Origin of the sequence: Mycobacterium sp. D16Q13, from assembly GCF_002013375.1 — a bacterium.
GTDB lineage: Bacteria > Actinomycetota > Actinomycetes > Mycobacteriales > Mycobacteriaceae > Mycobacterium.
Map to the genome: position 1 here is coordinate 24,552 of NZ_MAEW01000027.1, position 19,191 is coordinate 43,742.

Consider the following 19,191-nt stretch of genomic DNA (forward strand, 5'->3'; position numbering starts at 1 on the left):
GATCAGACTCCTACCTGCGTCGCCTGATCGGCCGTGTACCACTGGGTGACTTCGTAACCGGCCTCATACCGGGCGAACCATTCGTCGGCCAATGCCGGCAGCTTCTCGTGCGCCGGATTGTGGCCCGGAATCTGACTGCGCACCGCGCCCGACATGGCGACCATCACCTCGCGTACCGGCAGGTGCCTGAAGGCGTTTTCAATGGGCCCGTCGTACGGCGCGTCTACGAATGGGATGCGGTGCAGCAGTGACTTCTTACGCGCTTGCATACCGAACATCGACAGAGCATCCACCTTGCGGTCTTCCAGCGGAACGTGTTTGTTGAATCCTTCGCACGCGATGCGCAGCACGGACCACACATGCCTGAAAATCGAGGGGGCCATCCGCATGCGGTACCACGGATCGTTGGCCACCGCGTCATAGATGATCAGGGCTGAACTCCGATGCTCAACCTCTTCGACGAAGTGCCATAAGAACAACGAGGCGACGCGATCATCGCCGGGCGCGAACAAGCTGTCGTCGTGGTCCAGCATCAGCTTGAAGACCGGCGTGAAGGTCGCCTCCAAGTCGGCGGTGTACGCCAACCGGTACTTCAATGGCCTATTGGCGGTCAGGTCGTCGAAGGCGGCGATCACCTCATCCAGGGTTTCCTTGAGGCCCGGGTAGCTCTTGATCAGGCCCTTGGCGTGCTGACGATGCCCCATGGAGTGCTGTCCCTCTTGCCGAACGAAGGCCTCTGCCTCCTGCGCGATCTCGGGATCCGCAATCAACGGAATGGCCTCGGGAATCATCTGCCCGATCATCTTCTCGAACGCGATTGCCAGAAAGGAGACAGCGTTGGCCATGCTCGAAAACGCCGGGTTGGACTCGTTCCACAGGAACGGCACGTGGTGGTCGGCGAACGCAAACCGCAACTTGCGCACGATGAGTTCCGTCATGGCAGGCACCTCACTTGAACATACAATAAGACATTGATTTGTTGATCTGTATGATTACTGGATAGGCTGAGTTCTGTCAACGGCCGATATGCTGCATGGATGCCCGCGGCCAGAGGACTCGACGATGGCGCGTAGGCGGGGATGGGACGGGCAGCCGCCCAGCAGTGACGAGGAAGCTTCCGAGCGGATCACCGCCGCAGCGGTGAAGTTGATCGGCGAGACCGGCGCGGCGGTAAGCCTCGCCGACGTCGCGGCAGAACTCGGCGTTATCCGACAAACCGTCTACCGGTATTTCCCCACCGCCGATGCGCTGATGCACGCCGCTTCCATCGCCTCGGTGGACGGTTTCCTAGACCGGCTGACGGAGGTGGTGCGCGGCATCACCGATCCGGCCGAGGCACTCACCGAAGGTGTGCTCTACACCCTGGAAGAGGTCACTCGGACACCACATTTGGCCATCATGATGTCCGAGCCCTACGCACACTCCCACACGAGCGATATGACCTCGGATCAGGCGCAGGCGTTCGGTTTGCGCATGCTCGGCCGGTTTGACGTCGAGTGGGATCAGTACGGATACGACGACGAGGCCAAGCGCGGACTTGTGGAGTTCGCGCTACGAATCATGTTGTCGTTCTTCGTCTCCCCCAATGAGGCCACCCGCTCCCGCGACGAATTGCGGCGCTTCCTCGCGCGCTGGCTGGGCGGAGCCATTCTGGCCCAGCCCTCTCATTAATCGAGATTTACGTTTCAACTAAACGTTTATATCGCCTTTCATAATTAGTCTGGGCGGACATACCGTCGCCTTATGAAGCCGATCAATCGACGTGCCGTGCTCGGCGGTGTCGGAGTGGCGGGGGTCGCAGCCGTCGCCGGTGCAGGAGCCGACCGTGCACTGTCTTCCCCGCGCTCCCGTGACGACATAAAGGACCAGACCGTGACCGATGACGCCGCCCGCTTCGGCGATCCCCGCATCCCCGCCGAACTGAACACCGCCCAACCGCACATGTTTCACCTCGGCGCCCTGGCACCGCAGACCTTCGACGGTGGAGACCTGCGCCAGGCGCACGAGGGCAACTTCCCCATCCTCACCGGGCAGCAGGCCAGCATCGTCATGGTGACCCTGCAGCCGGGCGGAATCCGGGAGCCACACTGGCATCCCAGCGCCTGGGAGATCAACATCATCACCGACGGCGTCGCGAAGTGGACGTTGTTGGACCCCGAGGGACACAGCGAAACCTTCGACGCCCACGTGGGCGATGTGGTCTTCGCGCCCCAGGGATCGCTGCACTATTTCGAGAACAAGGGCACCGAAGACCTCAAGCTGCTGATCGTGTTCAACGCGAGCACTGCGGAAGGCAAGGACGACATCGGAATTGGCGCCTCGATCAGCAAGCTCCCACCCGACGTCCTGGCCGCTGTGTTCGGTGTGCCGACGGAGACCTTCGCAAAGTTCAAGAAAATCGACGAGTCCATCACCATCCTGCGCAGACCTACCGCGTAACACCCCACCCGATACGTAGGCGCCCATGGCGCGTTCACCGACACTAGCCTTACTCGACGGGCAGCGGTCGGCGCGCGTTATGGAGGAGAAGGTGGCCACATCCCGGCGCCGTCGTGTGTCCTTAAAGATCCGGCGCGCCCTGGTTCTCGGTCACCGCTGGGTCGGCCTGGTGTGCGGGCTCCTTGTCGTGGTCGTCAGCACCAGCGGTGCCCTGCTCGTGTACCAGCCGGAGCTGATCCGTGCGCTGCATCCCGAGATGTTCCACGCCACCGCCGCCGATAAGCCGGTTGGCTTTACGCAGGCGATGAACGCGGTCCAGTCGCGCTACCCCGACATTCAGCTTGCGAATGCGTCACTGAAGGACGGCGTGTACCTACTGAACGCCTCGACCGACACCCACGACACGTTTTTCGTCGACGCGGGGACCGGCGTGATCAACGGGCGAATGGACCTCGGCACGGGCGTGCTGGGGTTTCTGGTCAATCTGCATGATTGCGGTTTCACCTGCGAGGACTACAGCGGCTATCTGCCATTCCTCGCCCAGCCTTGCCCGCTGGCGCAGATGAACGCCTTCTCTGGATTATCCTGGGGCGCAGCGATACTGGCGTTCGCAGCGGTCCTCCTGCTGCTGCTGGTGGTTCCCGCGCCGTACATCTGGTGGAGGGCGATCCGCAAGTTACGCAACGCCTTACGTGTGCGATGGGGCTCAGGACGGTTCGCTCGCGATTTCGATCTGCACGCCATAATCGGCATCGTCGCCACGGCGCCGTTGATCGTATGGGGGCTGACCGGATTGCAATTCGAGATCCCCGGACTCACCACCCTCTGGTATTCGGTGACCGGGGGCCAGGTCGCCGAAAACACCTTCACCGCAGACTCTGGCGATCAGAACGTCACCGTGGCGGACGCCATGGCGGCGGCCAGGAACCAGTTCCCGGGCTCTGAGGTGACCTGGATAGGCATGCCGGACACCGAGAATTCGTTCTACACCGTCGACCTGCTGGATCACGACGGGCCGGACCTACGGGCGTACAGCCACAACTACCACGGGAATCGTTCCGTGGGCGTAGACGCTCACGACGCCGGACACGTGCAGATTCTTCGAGGTAAGCCAGCCACCGCGTCCAACGCCATCGCCGACGAATGGGCCAGTTCTGCCGCACATTTCGGCCTTGCCGTGAGCGGCTATTGGCGCGCGACCTGGTTCGCCCTCGGCATGGCTCCCCTGCTGCTCGCGATCACCGGCTTCAGCACCTGGCGCTGGCGCCGCCGTGCCCGTCTGCGGGCCCGCGTCAGGAGCGCACAGGTTCCCGGCGCGGACGCGACAGCACCCGAGTCGGCCACCAGAACCACGTCCCCAGCAGCCGAACGAGTGCGGGCACAATGAACGAACGCACGATCAACGTGTCGAGCAGCAGACCGATGCACACGGTGGTGCCCACCTGGCCGATGGTCCGCAGATCACTCGACAGCATCGCCAGCATCGTGAAGGCGAACACCAAGCCGGCGGAAGTAACCACGCCACCAGTACTTCCCAGCGCGCGGATAAGTCCGGTGTTCAACCCGGCATGGGTCTCTTCTTTGAGTCGGGCGATCAGCAACAGGTTGTAGTCCGAGCCCACCGCCACCAAGATGATGAACGTCAGCGGCAGGATCAGCCAGTGCAACGGCAGCCCGACAAGGTGCTGCCAGATGAGCACCGAAAGGCCGAACGCACCCGCGAACGAGAAGGCCACGGTGCCGATAATGACGAAGGGCGCCACCAGACTTCGCGTGATGACCATCATGATCAAGAAGATCAGTGTGAAGGCCGCGATTGCCGCGATGAGCAGATCCGATGCGGCGTACTCCTTGATGTCCTTGTTGTTGGACCCGGCACCGCCGATATAGACCTTTGACCCGGCCAACGAGGTTTCCTTCAGCGCCGTCGTGATGGCATCGGGGAACTCGTTGACGTGCTCGATACCTTCCGGGCCCATGGCATTTCCCACGTGGGTGACAATGAACCGGGCAGCCTTGCCATCGGGTGACATCATCAGCGCCATACCGGTTTTGATGTCCTCGTTGTCGAACGCTTCGTGCGGTATGTAGAAGAAGTCATCGCTGCGGGATGCGTCAAAATCGTTTCCGACGTTGATCATGTCGTCGAAGGTCTGATCCGTCGCGGTGGACTGCAGATTGGTCTGGCCATAGGTATTGACGATGAGGGCTTGTAGCGCTTCCTGGTCGTTGGCCGTCAGCTTCAATAGCGCAACCATCTGCGGCAACAGTCGATCGACGGCCTCCAGGGAGCCCACCGCGTCCTTGATGTCGGCCGCCAGCTTGTCGATGCTGTCGAGCATGTCGAACAACGATCTGAAGGACAAGCACACCGGAATGTCGAAGCAGTGTGGTTCCCAATAGAAGTAGTTGCGCAGCGGACGCATGAAGTCATCGAGGTTCGACACCTTCTCGTCCATGTCTTTCGTGACCTGTTGCATGTCCTCCATCGTCACGACGGTGTTATGCATTTCATCCGCAAGTTTCTGCGTCAGGTCGACGGTCTGCCGCAGGACCGCCACAGAGTGCGCCATGATCTGGGCCTGCTTGTCGGTGTTGGCGTTCTGCGCCTTCGTAAACGGGAGCTGCTGACCGTTTCCACTGCCCTGAGTGGTGAACAGGTAAGGCAGAGAGGCATGTTCGAGCGCTCGCCCCATCGGCCTGGTAATACTCTGCACCATCGCGACGCCGGGAAGTCGCACCAGGCTCTTGGAGACCCGGTCCAATGAGATGAAATCGGCTGAGTTACGCATGTCGTGATCCGACTCGACCATGAGCATCTCGGTGAACAACTTGCTGGGCGGGAAGTGCCGGTCCGCGGCGGCAAAACCTTCCTTCGCCGGAGCGTCCGACGGCTGATACGCGCGATCGTCGTAGCTCACCTGGTAGGTCGGCACGAAGACCGCTCCGACGAGAACTGCTGCGGCACTTGCCACGAGTATCGGCTTAGGCCAACGCACCACGCTTGCCCCGATGCGGCGGTACAGACGTGCCTTGGCCCTTTGTTTGGGGTCGAACAGCCCGAACAGGCTGCCCAGGTGCAGCATGGCCGGCCCGAGCGTGAGCGCTGCCGCGATGGTCAAGAGCATGCCGATGGCAACGGCCGGACCCATGGTGTGGAAGTAGTTGAGCCGCGCAAAGCTCAGACACAGGCCCGCGCCCGCGATCGTCAATCCTGAGCCGATGATGACGTGAGAGACGCCGCGGTACGCCGCGTAGAAGGCGTCCTCCCGACTCAGGCCTGCGTTCCGCGCCTCGTGGTAACGCCCCAACAGGAAGATGCCGTAGTCCGTACCGGCGCCCAGCGTCAGCGAGATCACGATATTGACCGCGAATGAGGACAGCTCGATATATCCGAAGTGCCCGAGAGTCGCGACAACCCCTCGCGCAACCAGCATCTCGACCAGAACGCCGAACAATGGCACCAGCATCGTGGTGACGGAGCGGTACACCATCAGCAGCATGAAGATGATCAGGAAGATCGTCACGATCGTGATGTTGTTCAGGCTGGAGTTCGCGACGCTCAACGTGTCCGAGGCCAGGGGGGCCGCACCGCTGACATAGATCTTGAGACCGGGCGGTGGAGTGTCCTTGTCGATCAGGTCCTTGACCGCGTCGACAGATTTGTTCGCCTGCATCTGGCCGATATCACCTGCCAGGCGCAGCAATACAAACGCTGAATTGCCATCGAGGCTCTGTGCCCCGGCCGCGGTGATGGGCTTTCCCCACGTGTCCATCACGTACTGCACGTGCTCGGTGTCGTTCTTGAGCCTGCGTACCAGATCGTCGTAGTACTGGTGATCGGCCTCGCCGAGCGGCCGATCGGCCTCCAGTACCAGCATGGTCAAGCTGGTGGATGTGGACTCCTGGAACTTCTCCCCGATCTGCAGCATTGCCCGCTGAGACGGGGCGTAGTGCGGGATCATCGGCCCGGCGAGTTCTGCCGCAACGTCTTCCACGTGCGGCACAAACGTATTCGTCGTTACCGCGACGATGGCCCAGAAGACGATGATCGGCACCGCCAGGACGCGGACCATCCTCGCGACGAAGGGCTTCCTCTCCCGATGCTCGCTCATGCCGACTTCACCCTGCACATGACGTTCGCGTCCGCGTGATCGTCGGACATCTCATCGCGGACCACATCATTCACCCGTATCCGGCAGCCGACCTGGCCCCCACGCACCTGTACGGAGATGCTGCCCGACACCACGGTGAGAGTCGTTGTCTCCGTGTGCGACCACGGCAGCGTGGTCACGTCAACCTGGTGCGGATGACCGTCGATATCGATATAGCTCAACATCCCGCCGTTCCCGACTGAGCCGAAGACCTCGTAGGTGAGGGTTTTGGGCGTGAACTCCGGTGGTGCCTGCGGCGGATTGACGGTGAGCACGGGTCCGGGAGCCGACAACTCGTGCACCTTCAACATCGAGCCACCGGCCACTCCGAGCGCGATGACTGCGACGAGAGGCATCCAGGCTCGTGCCAGGACCCTCCTGCCAACCGAACGTGGGCTCACCCGACCACCTCCCGCACCTCACGTCACGCGTATGTCAATGGAACTGACATAAGTACGGTCGGAAATGTTATCAGCCCAACCTGGGAATCCGAACGCCAACTTTGACCACCCCGACAGTCCGTCAGATCGGCGTCATGCCGCGCGTGGCAGCCGCGCCTTCAACCGCCGCATTCTGAGTACCTGCGCCGTGATGTTGATCGACGAGATCATAGGAATCACCCCGAGAAATGTTCGCTCGGAAGGTGTGGCTCCGTGCAGTTGCTCGAGGCTGCCGAGCACATAAAAGCATCCCAGGCTGAAGATCGTGGCCGGGATGGAAAACGCCCACAGCGACCCCCGGTCGGTGATCGCCTGTCGTGCGAAGTGGAGCTCGTCGTCCGACATCGGCTCCCGTTTACGCACCTTCTTCAGCACGGATGGGTAGCCGCCGACCTGGTCCGCCAGCGGTGACGACCCACGGGTCCTCAGCCGCGTGGTGTACACGAACATGCACGTGGCGAAGGTCAGCAGGGCCACGAAGGCGAGAATCGCCAGGTACCCGAAGAGGTGCCAGTTATGCCCCAAGAAGTTCCAGTTCATCACACCGTCCCTTTGCCCCGCCGTGGAGGAATCTTCTTGGAGATACTCGAGGTTTCCCCGGATCAAGTCAAGGCTCCTGACACTGCCTGCCGCTCGTATCGTTATGCCAACAGTGGGTTCTAGGTGTGCTGTACTGGCCAGATGCCCGAGTCTCGCGAGCTCAACGAGGTGGTCGATGCCGCGATCGAGCAGTCGCTCCTCGGTGGCCCACGCAAGTACACCCGCTCGCAGGTAGCCGAGCTCTCCGGCGTGCCCGTCGAGCGCGCCCGGAAGCTATGGGTGGCACTAGGCTTCGCGGCGGCGGAAAGCGATGCCGACGTCGCGTTCACCGATGCCGATGTCTCCGCGATCCGCACCTTCGCAGCGCTGGAGACGACGACTTCCGCCAACGAACAGAGCCAAGTTGCCGCCGCCCGAACACTCGGTCAGGCCATGGCGCGGCTCGCCGAGTGGCAGGCGGACCTACTCACTCGCGAGATCGGAGATCGCATTGCCGCCGACGGCGACCAATTCGCGCCCACGTCAAGCGTCGAGGCTGTCACCCAGACAATCTCCACACTGACGGCGCTGCAGGACTATGCCTGGCAGCGACACCTCGCCGCGGCGCTCACCCGAGCGCATGAATCCGGCAGCACCACAAGACAATTACTCGTAGGTTTTGCCGACATGGTGGGCTACACACGCCTGTCCCGCCACCTGGACCCCGAAGAGCTGACGAACCTTCTAGAGGCCTTCGAGACCGCGCTCACCGATGCAATCACCACGCATGGCGGCTGGGTGATCAAGAACGTCGGCGACGAGGTCATGTTCGCGGCCGCGAACGCCAGAACGGGCGCGCGCATCGCTATCGCCATGAACGCGGCGATCACCGAAGCAGCACAGCGGATTCCGGACATGCCGCAGATACGAGTGGGCTTGGCCTACGGACAAGTGCTCGTGCGCTTCGGCGACCTCTACGGCACCGTGGTAAATATCGCGGCGCGACTGACCGGCGTGGCGCGGCCCGGAACGATCCTTCTCGACGACGCCGCGGCAACGGCGTTGGGGGACAACGACGAATTCCTTCTCCGCCATCTGCGCGGTGTGCGCGTCAAAGGGTTCTCCCGATTGGGTTCGCACGTATTGCGCACGCGAAAACGCTGACAGTTTCTCAAATACACCCACCGGATACGAAAGGCAGCAGATGGCTCAGTACACCGAGGAGACCGTCTTCGAAGCACCCCGGAACATCGTGTACGAATTGCTCGCCAACCGCGAGGGGTACAACGCGTTCCTACCCTTCACCGTCACACTGGTGCGCCCCGGCGCCACCGAACGGCAAGGCGTCGGGGCCGTTCACCGCATCGGCATCGGACCCGTTGGCGTCAAGGAAGAGATTGTCGACCTCGTTGAAGGCGAACGCATCCAGTACCGGGTCGTTGGCGGACTGCCGGTGCGCTCACACATAGGAACCATCACGCTCACCGATCACCCTCAGGGGACTGCGGTGCGTTACTCGATGGAGTCCACTCCGCTGATCCCGGTGCCCCATGCCGCGATGGTTTGGGTGCTGCGTCAATCGATGTCGAGCCTTGTCAACGGCGCACGGCGCGAGGCCGCGCGCAGAGGTGCCGGCGGCACTTCTCGTGACGCCTCTTGAGCGCACATTGAGCAACGGCCGTATTTAAATTCCAAGCGCACAGATTTGCACATCTGGTCCATTCGGTGCGCCTTTTTTGGGCCGGTAATTTTTTGGCATGGCTACTTACGCCTTACATGACCATTGACTCGTATTAAATACTTTTCCGTCACGGTTCCGTCTCACCCGGGGAGAGGTGCGGTTTTGCCGCGATGCACCTTCTGACATGCCTGTTCGCCGGGTACTCGCCGAACATCTGATCACCGCCGTGCCCCTGTTAGATCACGAGCGCAGTTCGTTTTCCGCATCAACTTGATAACCACCCTGTATGCCAGCTGGACGCCATTTTTGGTGCGTTATAAAGTTCAGCCATCGAATTTCAACCGCGTGATTTACACGCACAAGCTAGGGAGTCGGGTCGGTGGCGATCATCTTTGATCGATTAGCTATTCAAGTAATTGCCAGCACTGGTTTATGTGCGGCCGCCCTGGCATGGGCGCCGTCCGCGGTCGCGGAGTCACTCGCCGTCGGGTACTACGCCATCGACGACAGCGCCGGCGGCTCCGGTAAAGGTGCGCTCGTCGGCGCCCCCGCCGCAGGAGCGGCACCCATAGCCGGTGTGCCGATTCTGCCGGGGCCTGTCGCGGCACCCGCCGCGCCCGTCGTTCCGGCAGCACCCGTTGTCCCGGCCGCGCCGATTGTTCCTGCGGCGCCGGTGGTTCCGGCGGCACCCGCTGTCGTCCCCGCCGCCGCACCCCTGGATGGCGCGCTGGCCGCAGGCCCCGTGGCAGGCAAGGGCGCACCGGTCGGTTCTACGGTTCCGGGTGGTCCGACCCCGGGCGTTCCGACCCCGGCCGGCCCGCAGGACTGATCGCCACACCCGATTCCCCGAATGATGCCGAGGCTCCCCTAAGGAGTCTCGGCATCATTGTTTTTCGCTCATTATTAAGGGCCGCAGCTGGTTCCAAGCTTGTCGCGCCGCTACTCCTGCACGACTACCGGATCGCCGATATTGACGTTGTTGAAGTACCACTCGGCGGCAGCCGGAGGCAGGCTGATGCAGCCGTGGCTGACGTTCTCATAGCCCATCGCCGGCACGGCCCACGGAGCCGAATGCACGAAGAGGCCGCGGTTGGTGAAACGGACGGCGTTCTCCACGTCGATTTTGTAGCCATCGGGAGCTGTGACAGGAATGCCGACGCTGCTGGAATCCATCAGCACCGAGCGCTCCTTACCTAAGACCGAGTAGGTGCCGACGGGTGTCGGATACTCCGGCCGGCCCATCGAGGCCGGGAAGACCCCCTCCTCGCCCAGACGGGGAAGATGATGCGGCGCAGGCAATCCCGTCTCCCCATCCGACGGTCGTCGCCACACTCCTTCGTAGGACACCGTGAACGTGTGCCGAGAGATACTGGCGATACCAATAAGGGCAGGGCCGGTCGAGATCTCCGCGGGCTTGCCACCCACCATCAACTTCACCGTGCTGTGCGACGGCCAGAACCGGTCCGGAATCCATTGCACGACGTCGTTATCGATCCATTCGTACTTCCCCGTCATGGCGGGCGTTGACGTGATCCCCAGCGCCCGCTCGGCGGCCTGGCGGTTGGCAATGGGGCCGTTGAAAGTCACTACCACGGGGTGCGCAATACCCACAGACTTGTCGGGTGTGGGCGCAATGGATCTGATGTCCAGATTAAGCGGCAGACTGACCGCCGTGGTCTCGACGGCGGTGGCACGCCCGGCCAGCGTCGCCGCAACCACGGATACCGCGACAACCATGTGAAGAACTGTCCTCATCGACCCGACCCCTTTGGGATGACCACTTCGTCATGAACGATGTGATCGTATGGACGTGTCAGGGCCGGAAGTAGCGGGCGCGCTTGCCGTTTCGGTAACGCGTTCCCCACGGTTTGATAACGAAAAAGTCCGTGGAATTGGCCCGCTAACTGGTCTCAGAGGAACCCCAAATTATGGGGTCTCATCAGGCGTTTTCCCCAGAGATGAGGTCCGTCAACAACGGGGACATCAGCGCGACAATCTCGTCGTCGCTGGCGGCCGCCAGATCGGGCATCTGCAAGAGGTACCGCTGACTGGCAATCCCCATCAATACGGCACTTAACAATGCCGCTCGCAGCCGCGCGTCGGGCCGCTCGATGGTGGCCGCCACCGAACTCACCGCGTGATCGGTTACCTGCTCGCGCAACAACTTCAGGGCATCCTCGCTGGTCATGCTATTACGCAGCAGCACCGCCATGGGGCCATCCGGCTCGGCCGCCCATCCCGAGAGCAAGCCGCGCAGATAGTTCTCGGCTGTTTCCGCGGGATCCGTCACGGTCAGCTCGTCTACCGGGATTCTCCACTGGACAGCCTCGCGAAAAAGGTTGCTCTTGCTCCCGAAGTATTGGATGACCGACGACTTATCTACGTCGGCGGCGGCCGCGATACCCCGAATCGTGGCCTTCTCGTACCCGACCTCGGCGAACACCCGGCGCGCGGCCGACAGGATTCGTTGCCGCGTCCGCTGTCCCTTGCGCTCGGGTGTTGGTGAAGACATGGACACATCCTCGCAGGAATAAAAGTAGACAGCTGTTGAGTTATTGTGGTCGAGGATTCCGATGGGAAGGGACGAACGCATGACACACGTAATCGACTGGGATGGCGCCTACGGGAAGAGGACACGCCTGCGTGGAACATCGGTGCACCACAGCCCGAGTACGCCGCACTCATCGACCAAGACGGTGTTGTGCGCGGCGAGGTACTCGACGCCGGGTGCGGATACGCCGAACTCGCGCTGGCCCTGGCCGCGCGTGGACACACCGTCGTGGGGATCGACCTGACGCCCACCGCAGTGGAAGCTGCCACGGCCGCCGCCGCTGAACGCGGTCTGCGCACTGCCACGTTCCAGCAGGCTGATATCAGCTCATTCACCGGTTACGACGGCCGATTCTCGACCATCTTCGATAGTGGTCTGCTGCATGCGCTGCCCGCAGAGCTGCGCGACGGGTACCTGCAGTCCGTTCATCGTGCGGCGGCGCCCGGCGCCGCGTTCTACATCCTGGCGTTCGGCACCGGCGCGTTCCCGGACCACAACGGTCCCGCACCGACACAGTTCACCGAAGAGCAGCTACGCGAGGTGCTCTCGCAGCACTGGCAGGTCGAGAGCATTCGCCCCGCGCGTCTCCAGGCGGGAATCGGCGAAGCGCGTGTGCAGTTGCCCGGACATCTCGTGATCGCCCGCAAGGCCTAAGGGGCCCTGTGATGGCCTTTACCCCGAGTGAACGGGAGTTTCTGCGCCTACAGCCCATAGGTCGTCTGTGCACCCTAGGCGCCGACGGCGATCCGCAGATCAGACCGGTAGGTGTACACCTCAGTCCTGATGGAGCGATCGACATCGTCGGTCACGCGCTGGCATCAACGCAGAAGTGGCGCAACGTGATCGGTAACCCGCGCGTGGCCTTCATCGTCGACGAAGTGATCTCGGTGAAACCGCCGCGGGCGCACGGCATCGAGATCCGCGGGACGGCGGAGGTGATGCCCGATCAGGGCAGCACCGACGGCGGGCTAAGCGGCGACATCATCCGAATTACGCCGCACCGGATCATCTCGTGGGGAATCGAAGACCCACAGACGCGCGGGAGAAACGTCTGACGGACACGGGCGAGGCATCCTGCCTTAAGCATGCTGCGCCGAATCAGTCCTTCATGTGCGGCGCAAGCAGTGTGCTCCATGCGCGTACGAGCTTGTTGTATTCGTCCTCGCAGCCGTCAGCGCGGTCTTGCGGGAGGAGGCCGTCGGTGACGACGTCAGCGTTGCCGTTCGGGTTCGAGCCGTAGATCCAACATTCGAAGTTGTACATGCGCGCCTCATTGAGCGTGTGAACGTCGGCGAGCGCCGCCTCGTCCGGGCTTCCATCCTCCTGACTCTCGACTCTGTAGGCACGCGCAATGTCCTTGGCGGCCTGGACGTTCTCGGGGTCGACGTGGCCATCGTCGTCGGGCGTCAGCAGCACGTATGCCGACATCTGGTCCGCTACGTCTTCCTCACGGCCGGTGGCAGGCAGGTCGTAAAGATCAATCGCCATGTGACCGAGTTCGTGGTAGAAGGATGCGACGGCAATCCGGTAGGCGACACCTTCGGGATCGGGATCCGCGGCCTCACGGAATATCCGCAGACTCTCGTCGACGTCCTCGTAACACATGGTGAGCGATCTATCCGATTGGCTCCAATAGTCGTTGGCCTCGCCGCACTGTGAACCGACCAGCGGGACATCGAAGGGAAGATTGAAAGAGTCCGTGACGCTTTGGGCCAAGTCTTCGAGTAGATGCTCGCCCTGTAGCAGCGCACGTCCTCTCGTCGCTTCCGGCGTGGAGGCGTCCTCGTAATTCGTAGTCATGCGCCCGGCCACAGGCGCTGCCTCAGTGGTTGACGACGCGGCAATCCCCGATTCCGTGGGCATTGGGTGGCCGCCGCTCCCACAGCCTGCCGTCAACATCGCCGCTACCAGTAGCCCAATCCTGGCCGTATGTACCTGCACGAGAAATCCTCTCCATGCCGATTTCGCCCACCGATACGGAAATCCGTGGTGGATGCCCCGGAAGCATACAATCCGTTTCCTGAATCAGCACCAGCGTTCGATATACCTGCGCCGCCAGTCAAACATCTTGTGGCCCAAGCTGATCCCAGGCCGATCCACCGCAGCGAAAAGCGTCTATTTATACGACTCACGCCCTTCGCGCCTTCGAAATTGTTTACGGCTTTCAAGAAATGCGCCACGTATTCGACTTCACGGCAGGAACATTCATTTGTTCTACGGACACAGGCGGGCTGGCCTACGATGCGGTTGTGATGAAATCGGTTCAATGCCGGTTGGTTGTTGCACTCACCGCCGCCGCCGTGACAACAATCCCCGGCTGTTCACAGCCCGCCAAAAGCCCCGCACCATCGGTGTCGCCGTCGACCACCAAGGCGCCACACGGCTCGAGTTCGCCGGGCCAGTCCACGCCAAAGAGCACAACCACCTCCGTGGTAACGCTGCCGGGTGGAAAGACAACTACCACAACGATTGTGATGATCCCGAGTCCGAACGGTGACGGATCGATGGTGCCCTGCGAGGGCAGCATCTGCACCAACCCCAACTATGGAGGTGGAGAGAATCCTGGCGGGGATGGGCCACCCGAACCCGGACGGACCGTATTTAGCGGTCCATCCGATGGACCGCCCGAACCCGGGCAGACCACCTTCAGCAGTCCGACTCAAGGCCCACCCGAACCTGGACAAACCACCTTCAACGCCCCTGCCGACGGGCCGCCCGAACCGGGGCAAACAACGTTCAACAGCAACTAGTTGGAGCGCTGGATAGACACCGTGAACAGCCCGTTTCATCCTCTACCACCTCCACCACCGTGGCCGCCGCAGCCTGTTCCGACTCGGACTTCGCCGCGGCGGATTTTGCGGCGGTTACTCGTCGTCACGACTGGAATCGTTGCGGCCGTGGCAATCACACTGACAGTTCTCGTCCTATGGCCGAATCCCACTGTGCCAGCGGAACAACCGAACATGACGCCGGTAATGACTGGCACCAACAATGACTGGTTGTCCTTCGATGACTTTGTACCGGGAATCGCTATCGCTACCGACAACATTTCCGATTCCACACACACGCTCGAATGCACGCTGGCATTCCTCGGGCGGGATTCCTCAGGTGCGGCGATCGCCTTTACCGCAGGGCACTGCGACCAAGACGGCTATACCGACCGGCCTTACTTCACCCGAAAGGCCGACCCGGACAACTCGATTGACTTGGGCGATTTCACCACCTTCCAAACCGCCGATCAGCGCAACAAAGTAGTCAAGACTGACAAGGACGACTGGTCCGACTTCGCCATGATCACGGTGGACACCGCACTCGCCGCCACGGCGGAAGATAACTCCCGTATTGCCGGGGTATACCGAGTCACCAAGGTCCTGAACCACCACTATCTACTGAACACCAACGTGACTCTGTGCAAGTTCGGCTTTGTCTCCGGAGAGACCTGCGGCAAGGTCGAACGGGTCACCGAGTCCCGAATCGAAGCGGACCTATTCTCCCTGCCAGGAGATTCCGGTGCTCCTGCGTACGTAAAGCTGGGCAACAATGAGGTGGCCGCTGTCGGCATCCTGCGCGGATCCCCCGAAGGGGACGACGGCTACACCGAATTCACGCTGTTAGCGCCCGTGCTCGAAACCACCAAGGCCACCGTGTTCTGCGGTAGCTCGAGCTGTCCCGCACCCTAGAAGTGTTCACTGTCCGGCAACGCTTCTGTGCGGTGCCTCCATCGCTCTAGGCACTCACGGGCGTTGTGTTCCGGAATCGGGCACGGCAGCAACGGCCGCCCTTACCGGGAGCCAGATGAGGGACACCAGAACCACTCCGCTGCTGCTCATCAGAATCTCCCCGGCCCAGTATCCGTGGTAGGCGGGGGCCAGCAACATCAACGCCGCCGCTGCCGACGTGCTGAGTCCCTGGCAGACCAGGAACACATCAACGGCTTGGCGGTATCGGATCGGATTGGCACTCGCGAAGATCAGATACAACCCCAGACCCACATTGAGCCCACCGAACATCACGTGCCCGTCAAACGCTCCGATGGCCGACGCCATACGCTCCGGAAGCCCACTCGATGAGCGCGCAAGGGACACCGTCCACCAGATCGCCGTGAAGGAGGTGCCACACCACAACACCCCGACCATGCGCAGTACGTAGGGCAGTAGCGGCGATCGCGGATCGCCCAACATCCACCGACTACCCGACTTCGGGGTGGCGTTCATCCAGCTATGTTAACCTACAGAGGTGTCGGTTAAAAGGCCCGCTGAAATTCGCCGACGGCTCAAGGGAACTGAGCGACGCACACTGATAGTCGAGGCGGCTCTGCGTCTGCTCAGCGAGCGTCGCTATGACGGCGTGTCCATGGGGGACATCGCGAAGGCAGCCGGGGTGTCACGCCCGGTCCTTTACGATCACTTTCCGTCGAAGAAGGAACTCGTGCTGTCGCTGTTCCACGATGAGACCGAAGCGCTGCTCAAACAGATTCGTTCCGCCGCGAGGCAGGGCATGACGCCACGGGAGCGGACCTGGCGCGCCGTTGATGCCTACTTCACCTTCGTCTCTGAGCATCCGGTGGTGTCGCAGATACTGACACTGGACTCTGCATTCGAACCGGATATTGCCGAAAGCGGTAGGCAGATGCGGACTTTGGCGGAGATGGGCATCGCCCCTCTTCTGGAGGCCGAGTTTGAGCGCCGCGGTAAGGAACCGGCCAAACGGCTCGCAGAGATCAATGCGGCTGTTCTCGTCGCCGGAATCATCCGGATTTACGAGTGGTGGCTGGAGCATCCCGGTGTGACCCGCGCGGAGATTGTCGAGTACACCCTGGGCACGCTATGGCCCGGGAGCAACCCGACAATGGGCTGAGGGCGCCGTAGGGGCCTACCGGCCCGCGTTGCGCGCCAGGTCGATCGCGAACTGGTTCACAAAGGTGCCGGCCCGCGGGTCCCCGCGATCGCATGAACCGTCGGATTCCCCGGGGCGCTTGACCCACAGGTAGGCATCGACGTTCGGGCTCGCGGTGGCCGTGGTGGGCGGGGTGCCCAGTGCCCGGCCGCTGGGATTACACCAGTAGAGCGCGTCAGCGGTGGGTCCCGCTCCGTTGCGCGAGGTGTCGATTACGTAGTGCGCGCCGTTCGTCATTCCGGAAATCGCGTCGCCGTATCCGATTTCCTCATCCGTGGTGAAGAAGTTCGCGGTGTTGAGGCTGAAGCCTCGCGCCTTGGCGACGCCGACGTCGTTGAGCCGGGCGGCCATGGTGTCGGCGCTCACCCAACGCGAATGGCCGCCGTCGACGTAGAGCGCGGTGGCCGGGTTTCGGGTCAGCGTGTCGACGGCATATCGCATCAGCTCAAAGCGTTCCTGGCGCTGGCCGGCCGACAGGCAGTCGGCCATGGCGAGCGCATCGGGTTCGAGGATGATCACTGCCGGACCAGAGCCCACAGCGGATGCGACGCCATCGATCCACCCTCGGTAGGCATCGGCCGACCCGAAGCCCCCGGCCGCGAAGCTGCCACAGTCGCGGTGCGGGATGGCGTACAGAGCGAGTACCGGCGTGGCACCGGACGCCTGCGCCGCACTGATGTACTTCGCGTCCACGCTGGGAGTCGAGACGTTGTCCATCCAGTACGCCTGCGGCGTGTTGGCGATGGAAGTCAGCTCAGGGCTTCCCCCACTCTGCGCGGCACGCATGGCCGCCGAGTTTGGATTGACATAGAACCCCTGACCATCCAACGGGTTATCCGCCCTGGCCACCGGGCCAACGAATAAGCCCAGACATGTAACGGCCAGGAGGGGGGCGATCCATCGCGCGAGGACACCAGCAGCTGAGGAAATCACCTCAGAAAACTAGCGGTATCACGCCCACGAGCGCCATTCGGCCCAGGGGGGCAGATCTCGTGGGCTACCTGTCCATGGTGTGCGGCGGATTGTCTACTTCCTGCTTGTCTTCACAAGCGCCCAACTCGTTGACGAGTACACAGTTATCTCCGCTGTCCTGCTGGCTGGGCGGATCCTGCTCGCAATCGCCGACCTCGTTGACTCGCTCGCACATCACGTGAGCGGTGGGCGCCGCAGACGCGACGGGAACCACGACGTGAAAAGAACCCGCGATCGCGGCGGCACAGGCCGCGGCAACGACGCCTCCAATACTGGCCATAGTGCCCTCCCTTCTTCATAGGGGCACAGCCCCCCGATCACGGTTTCCCAGCAGCGGCAAGTCGTGCACACGGGCGGTGACCACCTATTTTACTAAGTAATGATCGTGCTGATGGCCGATTGAGACGCGGATCGGCGTCTACCTCCCCGGGGTCTGCGCGCTAGTGTGCTTGCGTCGGCCTCAGCGAACAGGCCGATAGGAAAGTTGGACATCTCATGACTGCACCGGCAGAAGCATCGGCACTCGAAGCACGCATCGGCCACTACTACCAGATGGACGGCCCCTATCTGGTCGGTCGTGAGAAGGTGCGCGAGTACGCCCGAGCGGTGCAGGACTATCACCCCTCACACTGGGACGTCGACGCCGCCGCGGATCTGGGCTACTCGGGCGTGGTGGCGCCGCTGACATTCACGTCCACCCCGGCCATGGCCTGTAACCGCCGCATGTTCGAATCCGTTGTCGTCGGTTACGACACCTACCTTCAGACAGAAGAGGTCTTCGAACAGCACCGTCCGATTGTCGCGGGAGACGAACTGCACATCGACGTGGAGCTGACGTCCGTGCGCCGAGTCGCCGGCCGGGACCTGATCACCGTGACCAACACCTTCACCGATATGGCTGGCGAGCGGGTGCACACCCTGCACACCACCGTCGTCGGCGTCACCGCCGATGAAATCAATCCGGGGACGATGGCGGCCGTGCAGAGGGCGATGATGCACGACGTCGACTTCTCGGGCATCGGCGCAGCGGCCGAGACCTACGAGAAGACCCTGCGGCCCGCGGGTGAGGTTCGGATCTCTGCCGACTCCGCACGCACACCCGGGACGCCGTCGTTCGACGACGTGAAGGTCGGCGACGAGCTGCCGGTGCATCACACCCGCCTGTCCCGGGGCGACCTGGTGAACTACGCCGGCGTCGCAGGCGATGCCAACCCAATTCACTGGGACGAGGAGATTGCCAAGCTGGCCGGGCTGCCCGACGTAATCGCACACGGCATGCTCACCATGGGGTTGGGTGCCGGATTCTTCTCGGCGTGGTCGGGCGACCCGGGCGCGGTGACTCGCTATGCGGTCCGGCTATCCGCACCGGCGATCGTGTCGTCCGCCGAGGGCGCGGACATCGAGTTCGGCGGCAAGATCAAATCGCTGGATCCAGAAACCCGCACCGGCATCATCATTGTGGCTGCGAAGTCCAGCGGCAAAAAGATCTTCGGCCTCGCGACCATGCACGTCCGCTTCAGCTGACCTGACGATCCGCGG

At 62.3% G+C, this 19,191-nt stretch carries 21 protein-coding genes and 1 pseudogene; 11 read left to right on the forward strand and 11 right to left on the reverse strand.

Annotated features, from left to right (window positions below):
- Positions 1–2 precede the first annotated feature (2 nt).
- The gene (locus B4400_RS23355; protein WP_078313024.1) at positions 3–938 is read right to left on the reverse strand and encodes a metal-dependent hydrolase; all 936 of its coding nucleotides are present in this window, start codon (positions 936–938) and stop codon (positions 3–5) included.
- A 124-nt stretch (positions 939–1,062) separates the two neighbouring features.
- Between B4400_RS23355 and B4400_RS23360 the strand changes: the two genes are divergently transcribed.
- The 3 genes from B4400_RS23360 (at position 1,063) to B4400_RS23370 (ending at position 3,826) form a co-directional block, all read left to right on the forward strand.
- Positions 1,063–1,671 (forward strand): TetR/AcrR family transcriptional regulator, encoded by a 609-nt coding sequence (locus B4400_RS23360; RefSeq protein ID WP_078313025.1) that lies wholly within the window; start codon positions 1,063–1,065, stop codon positions 1,669–1,671.
- A gap of 72 nt (positions 1,672–1,743) precedes the next feature.
- Positions 1,744–2,439, forward strand: a complete 696-nt coding sequence (locus B4400_RS23365; protein WP_078313026.1) for a cupin domain-containing protein — start codon at positions 1,744–1,746, stop codon at positions 2,437–2,439.
- 115 nt (positions 2,440–2,554) lie between these two features.
- Positions 2,555–3,826, forward strand: coding sequence for a PepSY-associated TM helix domain-containing protein (locus tag B4400_RS23370; protein WP_078313054.1), 1,272 nt, complete (start codon positions 2,555–2,557; stop codon positions 3,824–3,826).
- Here the strand turns inward: B4400_RS23370 and B4400_RS23375 are convergent.
- From B4400_RS23375 to B4400_RS23385, 3 genes are all read right to left on the reverse strand, one after another.
- Entirely contained in the window at positions 3,732–6,515 is a 2,784-nt protein-coding gene (locus B4400_RS23375) for an MMPL/RND family transporter (protein ID WP_078313027.1), read from the reverse strand. The two genes, B4400_RS23370 and B4400_RS23375, sit on opposite strands and share 95 nt — an antisense overlap.
- Positions 6,516–6,550: 35 nt before the next feature.
- Positions 6,551–6,949: an MmpS family transport accessory protein gene (locus B4400_RS23380; protein WP_078313028.1), complete on the reverse strand. Its 399-nt coding sequence runs from the start codon at positions 6,947–6,949 to the stop codon at positions 6,551–6,553.
- A 177-nt stretch (positions 6,950–7,126) separates the two neighbouring features.
- Positions 7,127–7,573, reverse strand: coding sequence for a hypothetical protein (locus B4400_RS23385; RefSeq protein WP_078313029.1), 447 nt, complete (start codon positions 7,571–7,573; stop codon positions 7,127–7,129).
- 141 nt (positions 7,574–7,714) lie between these two features.
- Between B4400_RS23385 and B4400_RS23390 the strand changes: the two genes are divergently transcribed.
- From B4400_RS23390 to B4400_RS24720, 3 genes are all read left to right on the forward strand, one after another.
- Entirely contained in the window at positions 7,715–8,716 is a 1,002-nt protein-coding gene (locus tag B4400_RS23390; protein ID WP_078313030.1) for an adenylate/guanylate cyclase domain-containing protein, read from the forward strand.
- Between the two features lie 40 nt (positions 8,717–8,756).
- Positions 8,757–9,212, forward strand: a complete 456-nt coding sequence (locus tag B4400_RS23395) for an SRPBCC family protein (RefSeq protein ID WP_078313031.1) — start codon at positions 8,757–8,759, stop codon at positions 9,210–9,212.
- 400 nt (positions 9,213–9,612) lie between these two features.
- Entirely contained in the window at positions 9,613–10,062 is a 450-nt protein-coding gene (locus B4400_RS24720) for a hypothetical protein (protein ID WP_078313032.1), read from the forward strand.
- A gap of 110 nt (positions 10,063–10,172) precedes the next feature.
- Here the strand turns inward: B4400_RS24720 and B4400_RS23405 are convergent, their stop codons facing one another.
- Both B4400_RS23405 and B4400_RS23410 read right to left on the reverse strand, forming a co-directional pair.
- Positions 10,173–10,970, reverse strand: a complete 798-nt coding sequence (locus B4400_RS23405) for a L,D-transpeptidase (protein ID WP_078313033.1) — start codon at positions 10,968–10,970, stop codon at positions 10,173–10,175.
- Positions 10,971–11,172: 202 nt separating this feature from the next.
- Positions 11,173–11,745, reverse strand: a complete 573-nt coding sequence (locus B4400_RS23410) for a TetR/AcrR family transcriptional regulator (RefSeq protein ID WP_078313055.1) — start codon at positions 11,743–11,745, stop codon at positions 11,173–11,175.
- 79 nt (positions 11,746–11,824) lie between these two features.
- Here B4400_RS23410 and B4400_RS23415 point away from each other — a divergent pair.
- Together B4400_RS23415 and B4400_RS23420 are read left to right on the forward strand one after the other, a co-directional pair.
- A pseudogene (locus tag B4400_RS23415) lies at positions 11,825–12,438 on the forward strand (class I SAM-dependent methyltransferase).
- A gap of 11 nt (positions 12,439–12,449) precedes the next feature.
- A complete protein-coding gene (locus tag B4400_RS23420; protein ID WP_078313034.1) occupies positions 12,450–12,839 on the forward strand; it encodes a PPOX class F420-dependent oxidoreductase in 390 nt (129 codons plus the stop codon).
- 43 nt (positions 12,840–12,882) lie between these two features.
- Here B4400_RS23420 and B4400_RS23425 read toward each other — a convergent pair whose 3' ends face one another.
- Positions 12,883–13,683, reverse strand: a complete 801-nt coding sequence (locus tag B4400_RS23425) for a DUF4344 domain-containing metallopeptidase (RefSeq protein ID WP_078313056.1) — start codon at positions 13,681–13,683, stop codon at positions 12,883–12,885.
- Positions 13,684–14,047: 364 nt separating this feature from the next.
- Positions 14,048–14,317: a hypothetical protein gene (locus tag B4400_RS23430; protein ID WP_078313035.1), complete on the reverse strand. Its 270-nt coding sequence runs from the start codon at positions 14,315–14,317 to the stop codon at positions 14,048–14,050.
- 442 nt (positions 14,318–14,759) lie between these two features.
- Between B4400_RS23430 and B4400_RS23435 the strand changes: the two genes are divergently transcribed.
- Positions 14,760–15,464: a chymotrypsin family serine protease gene (locus B4400_RS23435; RefSeq protein ID WP_139361543.1), complete on the forward strand. Its 705-nt coding sequence runs from the start codon at positions 14,760–14,762 to the stop codon at positions 15,462–15,464.
- Between the two features lie 54 nt (positions 15,465–15,518).
- Here B4400_RS23435 and B4400_RS23440 read toward each other — a convergent pair whose 3' ends face one another.
- Positions 15,519–15,998, reverse strand: a complete 480-nt coding sequence (locus B4400_RS23440) for a hypothetical protein (RefSeq protein WP_139360037.1) — start codon at positions 15,996–15,998, stop codon at positions 15,519–15,521.
- Between the two features lie 22 nt (positions 15,999–16,020).
- On the opposite strand from B4400_RS23440, the gene B4400_RS23445 reads away from it, so the two are divergent.
- Positions 16,021–16,641, forward strand: coding sequence for a TetR/AcrR family transcriptional regulator (locus B4400_RS23445; protein WP_078313038.1), 621 nt, complete (start codon positions 16,021–16,023; stop codon positions 16,639–16,641).
- Positions 16,642–16,656: 15 nt separating this feature from the next.
- On the opposite strand, the gene B4400_RS23450 is transcribed toward B4400_RS23445, so the two are convergent.
- The gene (locus B4400_RS23450) at positions 16,657–17,565 is read right to left on the reverse strand and encodes a glycoside hydrolase family 6 protein (protein ID WP_078313057.1); all 909 of its coding nucleotides are present in this window, start codon (positions 17,563–17,565) and stop codon (positions 16,657–16,659) included.
- 112 nt (positions 17,566–17,677) lie between these two features.
- Positions 17,678–17,932 carry a hypothetical protein gene (locus B4400_RS23455; RefSeq protein ID WP_078313039.1) on the reverse strand — a complete coding sequence of 85 codons (255 nt, stop codon included), beginning with the start codon at positions 17,930–17,932 and terminating at the stop codon, positions 17,678–17,680.
- Positions 17,933–18,147: 215 nt separating this feature from the next.
- On the opposite strand from B4400_RS23455, the gene B4400_RS23460 reads away from it, so the two are divergent.
- Complete coding sequence (locus B4400_RS23460; protein ID WP_078313040.1) at positions 18,148–19,176, forward strand: fused (3R)-hydroxyacyl-ACP dehydratase subunits HadA/HadB; 1,029 nt, start codon at positions 18,148–18,150, stop codon at positions 19,174–19,176.
- Positions 19,177–19,191: the final 15 nt, after the last annotated feature.

Coding starts and splice junctions, on each gene's coding strand:
- B4400_RS23355 (WP_078313024.1), bottom strand. CDS start 938: ATGACGGAACTCATCGTGCGCAAGTTGCGGTTTGCGTTCGCCGACCAC.
- B4400_RS23360 (WP_078313025.1), top strand. CDS start 1,063: ATGGCGCGTAGGCGGGGATGGGACGGGCAGCCGCCCAGCAGTGACGAG.
- B4400_RS23365 (WP_078313026.1), top strand. CDS start 1,744: ATGAAGCCGATCAATCGACGTGCCGTGCTCGGCGGTGTCGGAGTGGCG.
- B4400_RS23375 (WP_078313027.1), bottom strand. CDS start 6,515: ATGGTCCGCGTCCTGGCGGTGCCGATCATCGTCTTCTGGGCCATCGTC.
- B4400_RS23380 (WP_078313028.1), bottom strand. CDS start 6,949: ATGCCTCTCGTCGCAGTCATCGCGCTCGGAGTGGCCGGTGGCTCGATG.
- B4400_RS23385 (WP_078313029.1), bottom strand. CDS start 7,573: ATGAACTGGAACTTCTTGGGGCATAACTGGCACCTCTTCGGGTACCTG.
- B4400_RS23390 (WP_078313030.1), top strand. CDS start 7,715: ATGCCCGAGTCTCGCGAGCTCAACGAGGTGGTCGATGCCGCGATCGAG.
- B4400_RS23395 (WP_078313031.1), top strand. CDS start 8,757: ATGGCTCAGTACACCGAGGAGACCGTCTTCGAAGCACCCCGGAACATC.
- B4400_RS23405 (WP_078313033.1), bottom strand. CDS start 10,970: ATGGTTGTCGCGGTATCCGTGGTTGCGGCGACGCTGGCCGGGCGTGCC.
- B4400_RS23410 (WP_078313055.1), bottom strand. CDS start 11,745: ATGTCTTCACCAACACCCGAGCGCAAGGGACAGCGGACGCGGCAACGA.
- B4400_RS23420 (WP_078313034.1), top strand. CDS start 12,450: ATGGCCTTTACCCCGAGTGAACGGGAGTTTCTGCGCCTACAGCCCATA.
- B4400_RS23425 (WP_078313056.1), bottom strand. CDS start 13,683: ATGTTGACGGCAGGCTGTGGGAGCGGCGGCCACCCAATGCCCACGGAA.
- B4400_RS23435 (WP_139361543.1), top strand. CDS start 14,760: ATGACTGGCACCAACAATGACTGGTTGTCCTTCGATGACTTTGTACCG.
- B4400_RS23440 (WP_139360037.1), bottom strand. CDS start 15,998: ATGAACGCCACCCCGAAGTCGGGTAGTCGGTGGATGTTGGGCGATCCG.
- B4400_RS23455 (WP_078313039.1), bottom strand. CDS start 17,932: ATGGCCAGTATTGGAGGCGTCGTTGCCGCGGCCTGTGCCGCCGCGATC.
- B4400_RS23460 (WP_078313040.1), top strand. CDS start 18,148: ATGACTGCACCGGCAGAAGCATCGGCACTCGAAGCACGCATCGGCCAC.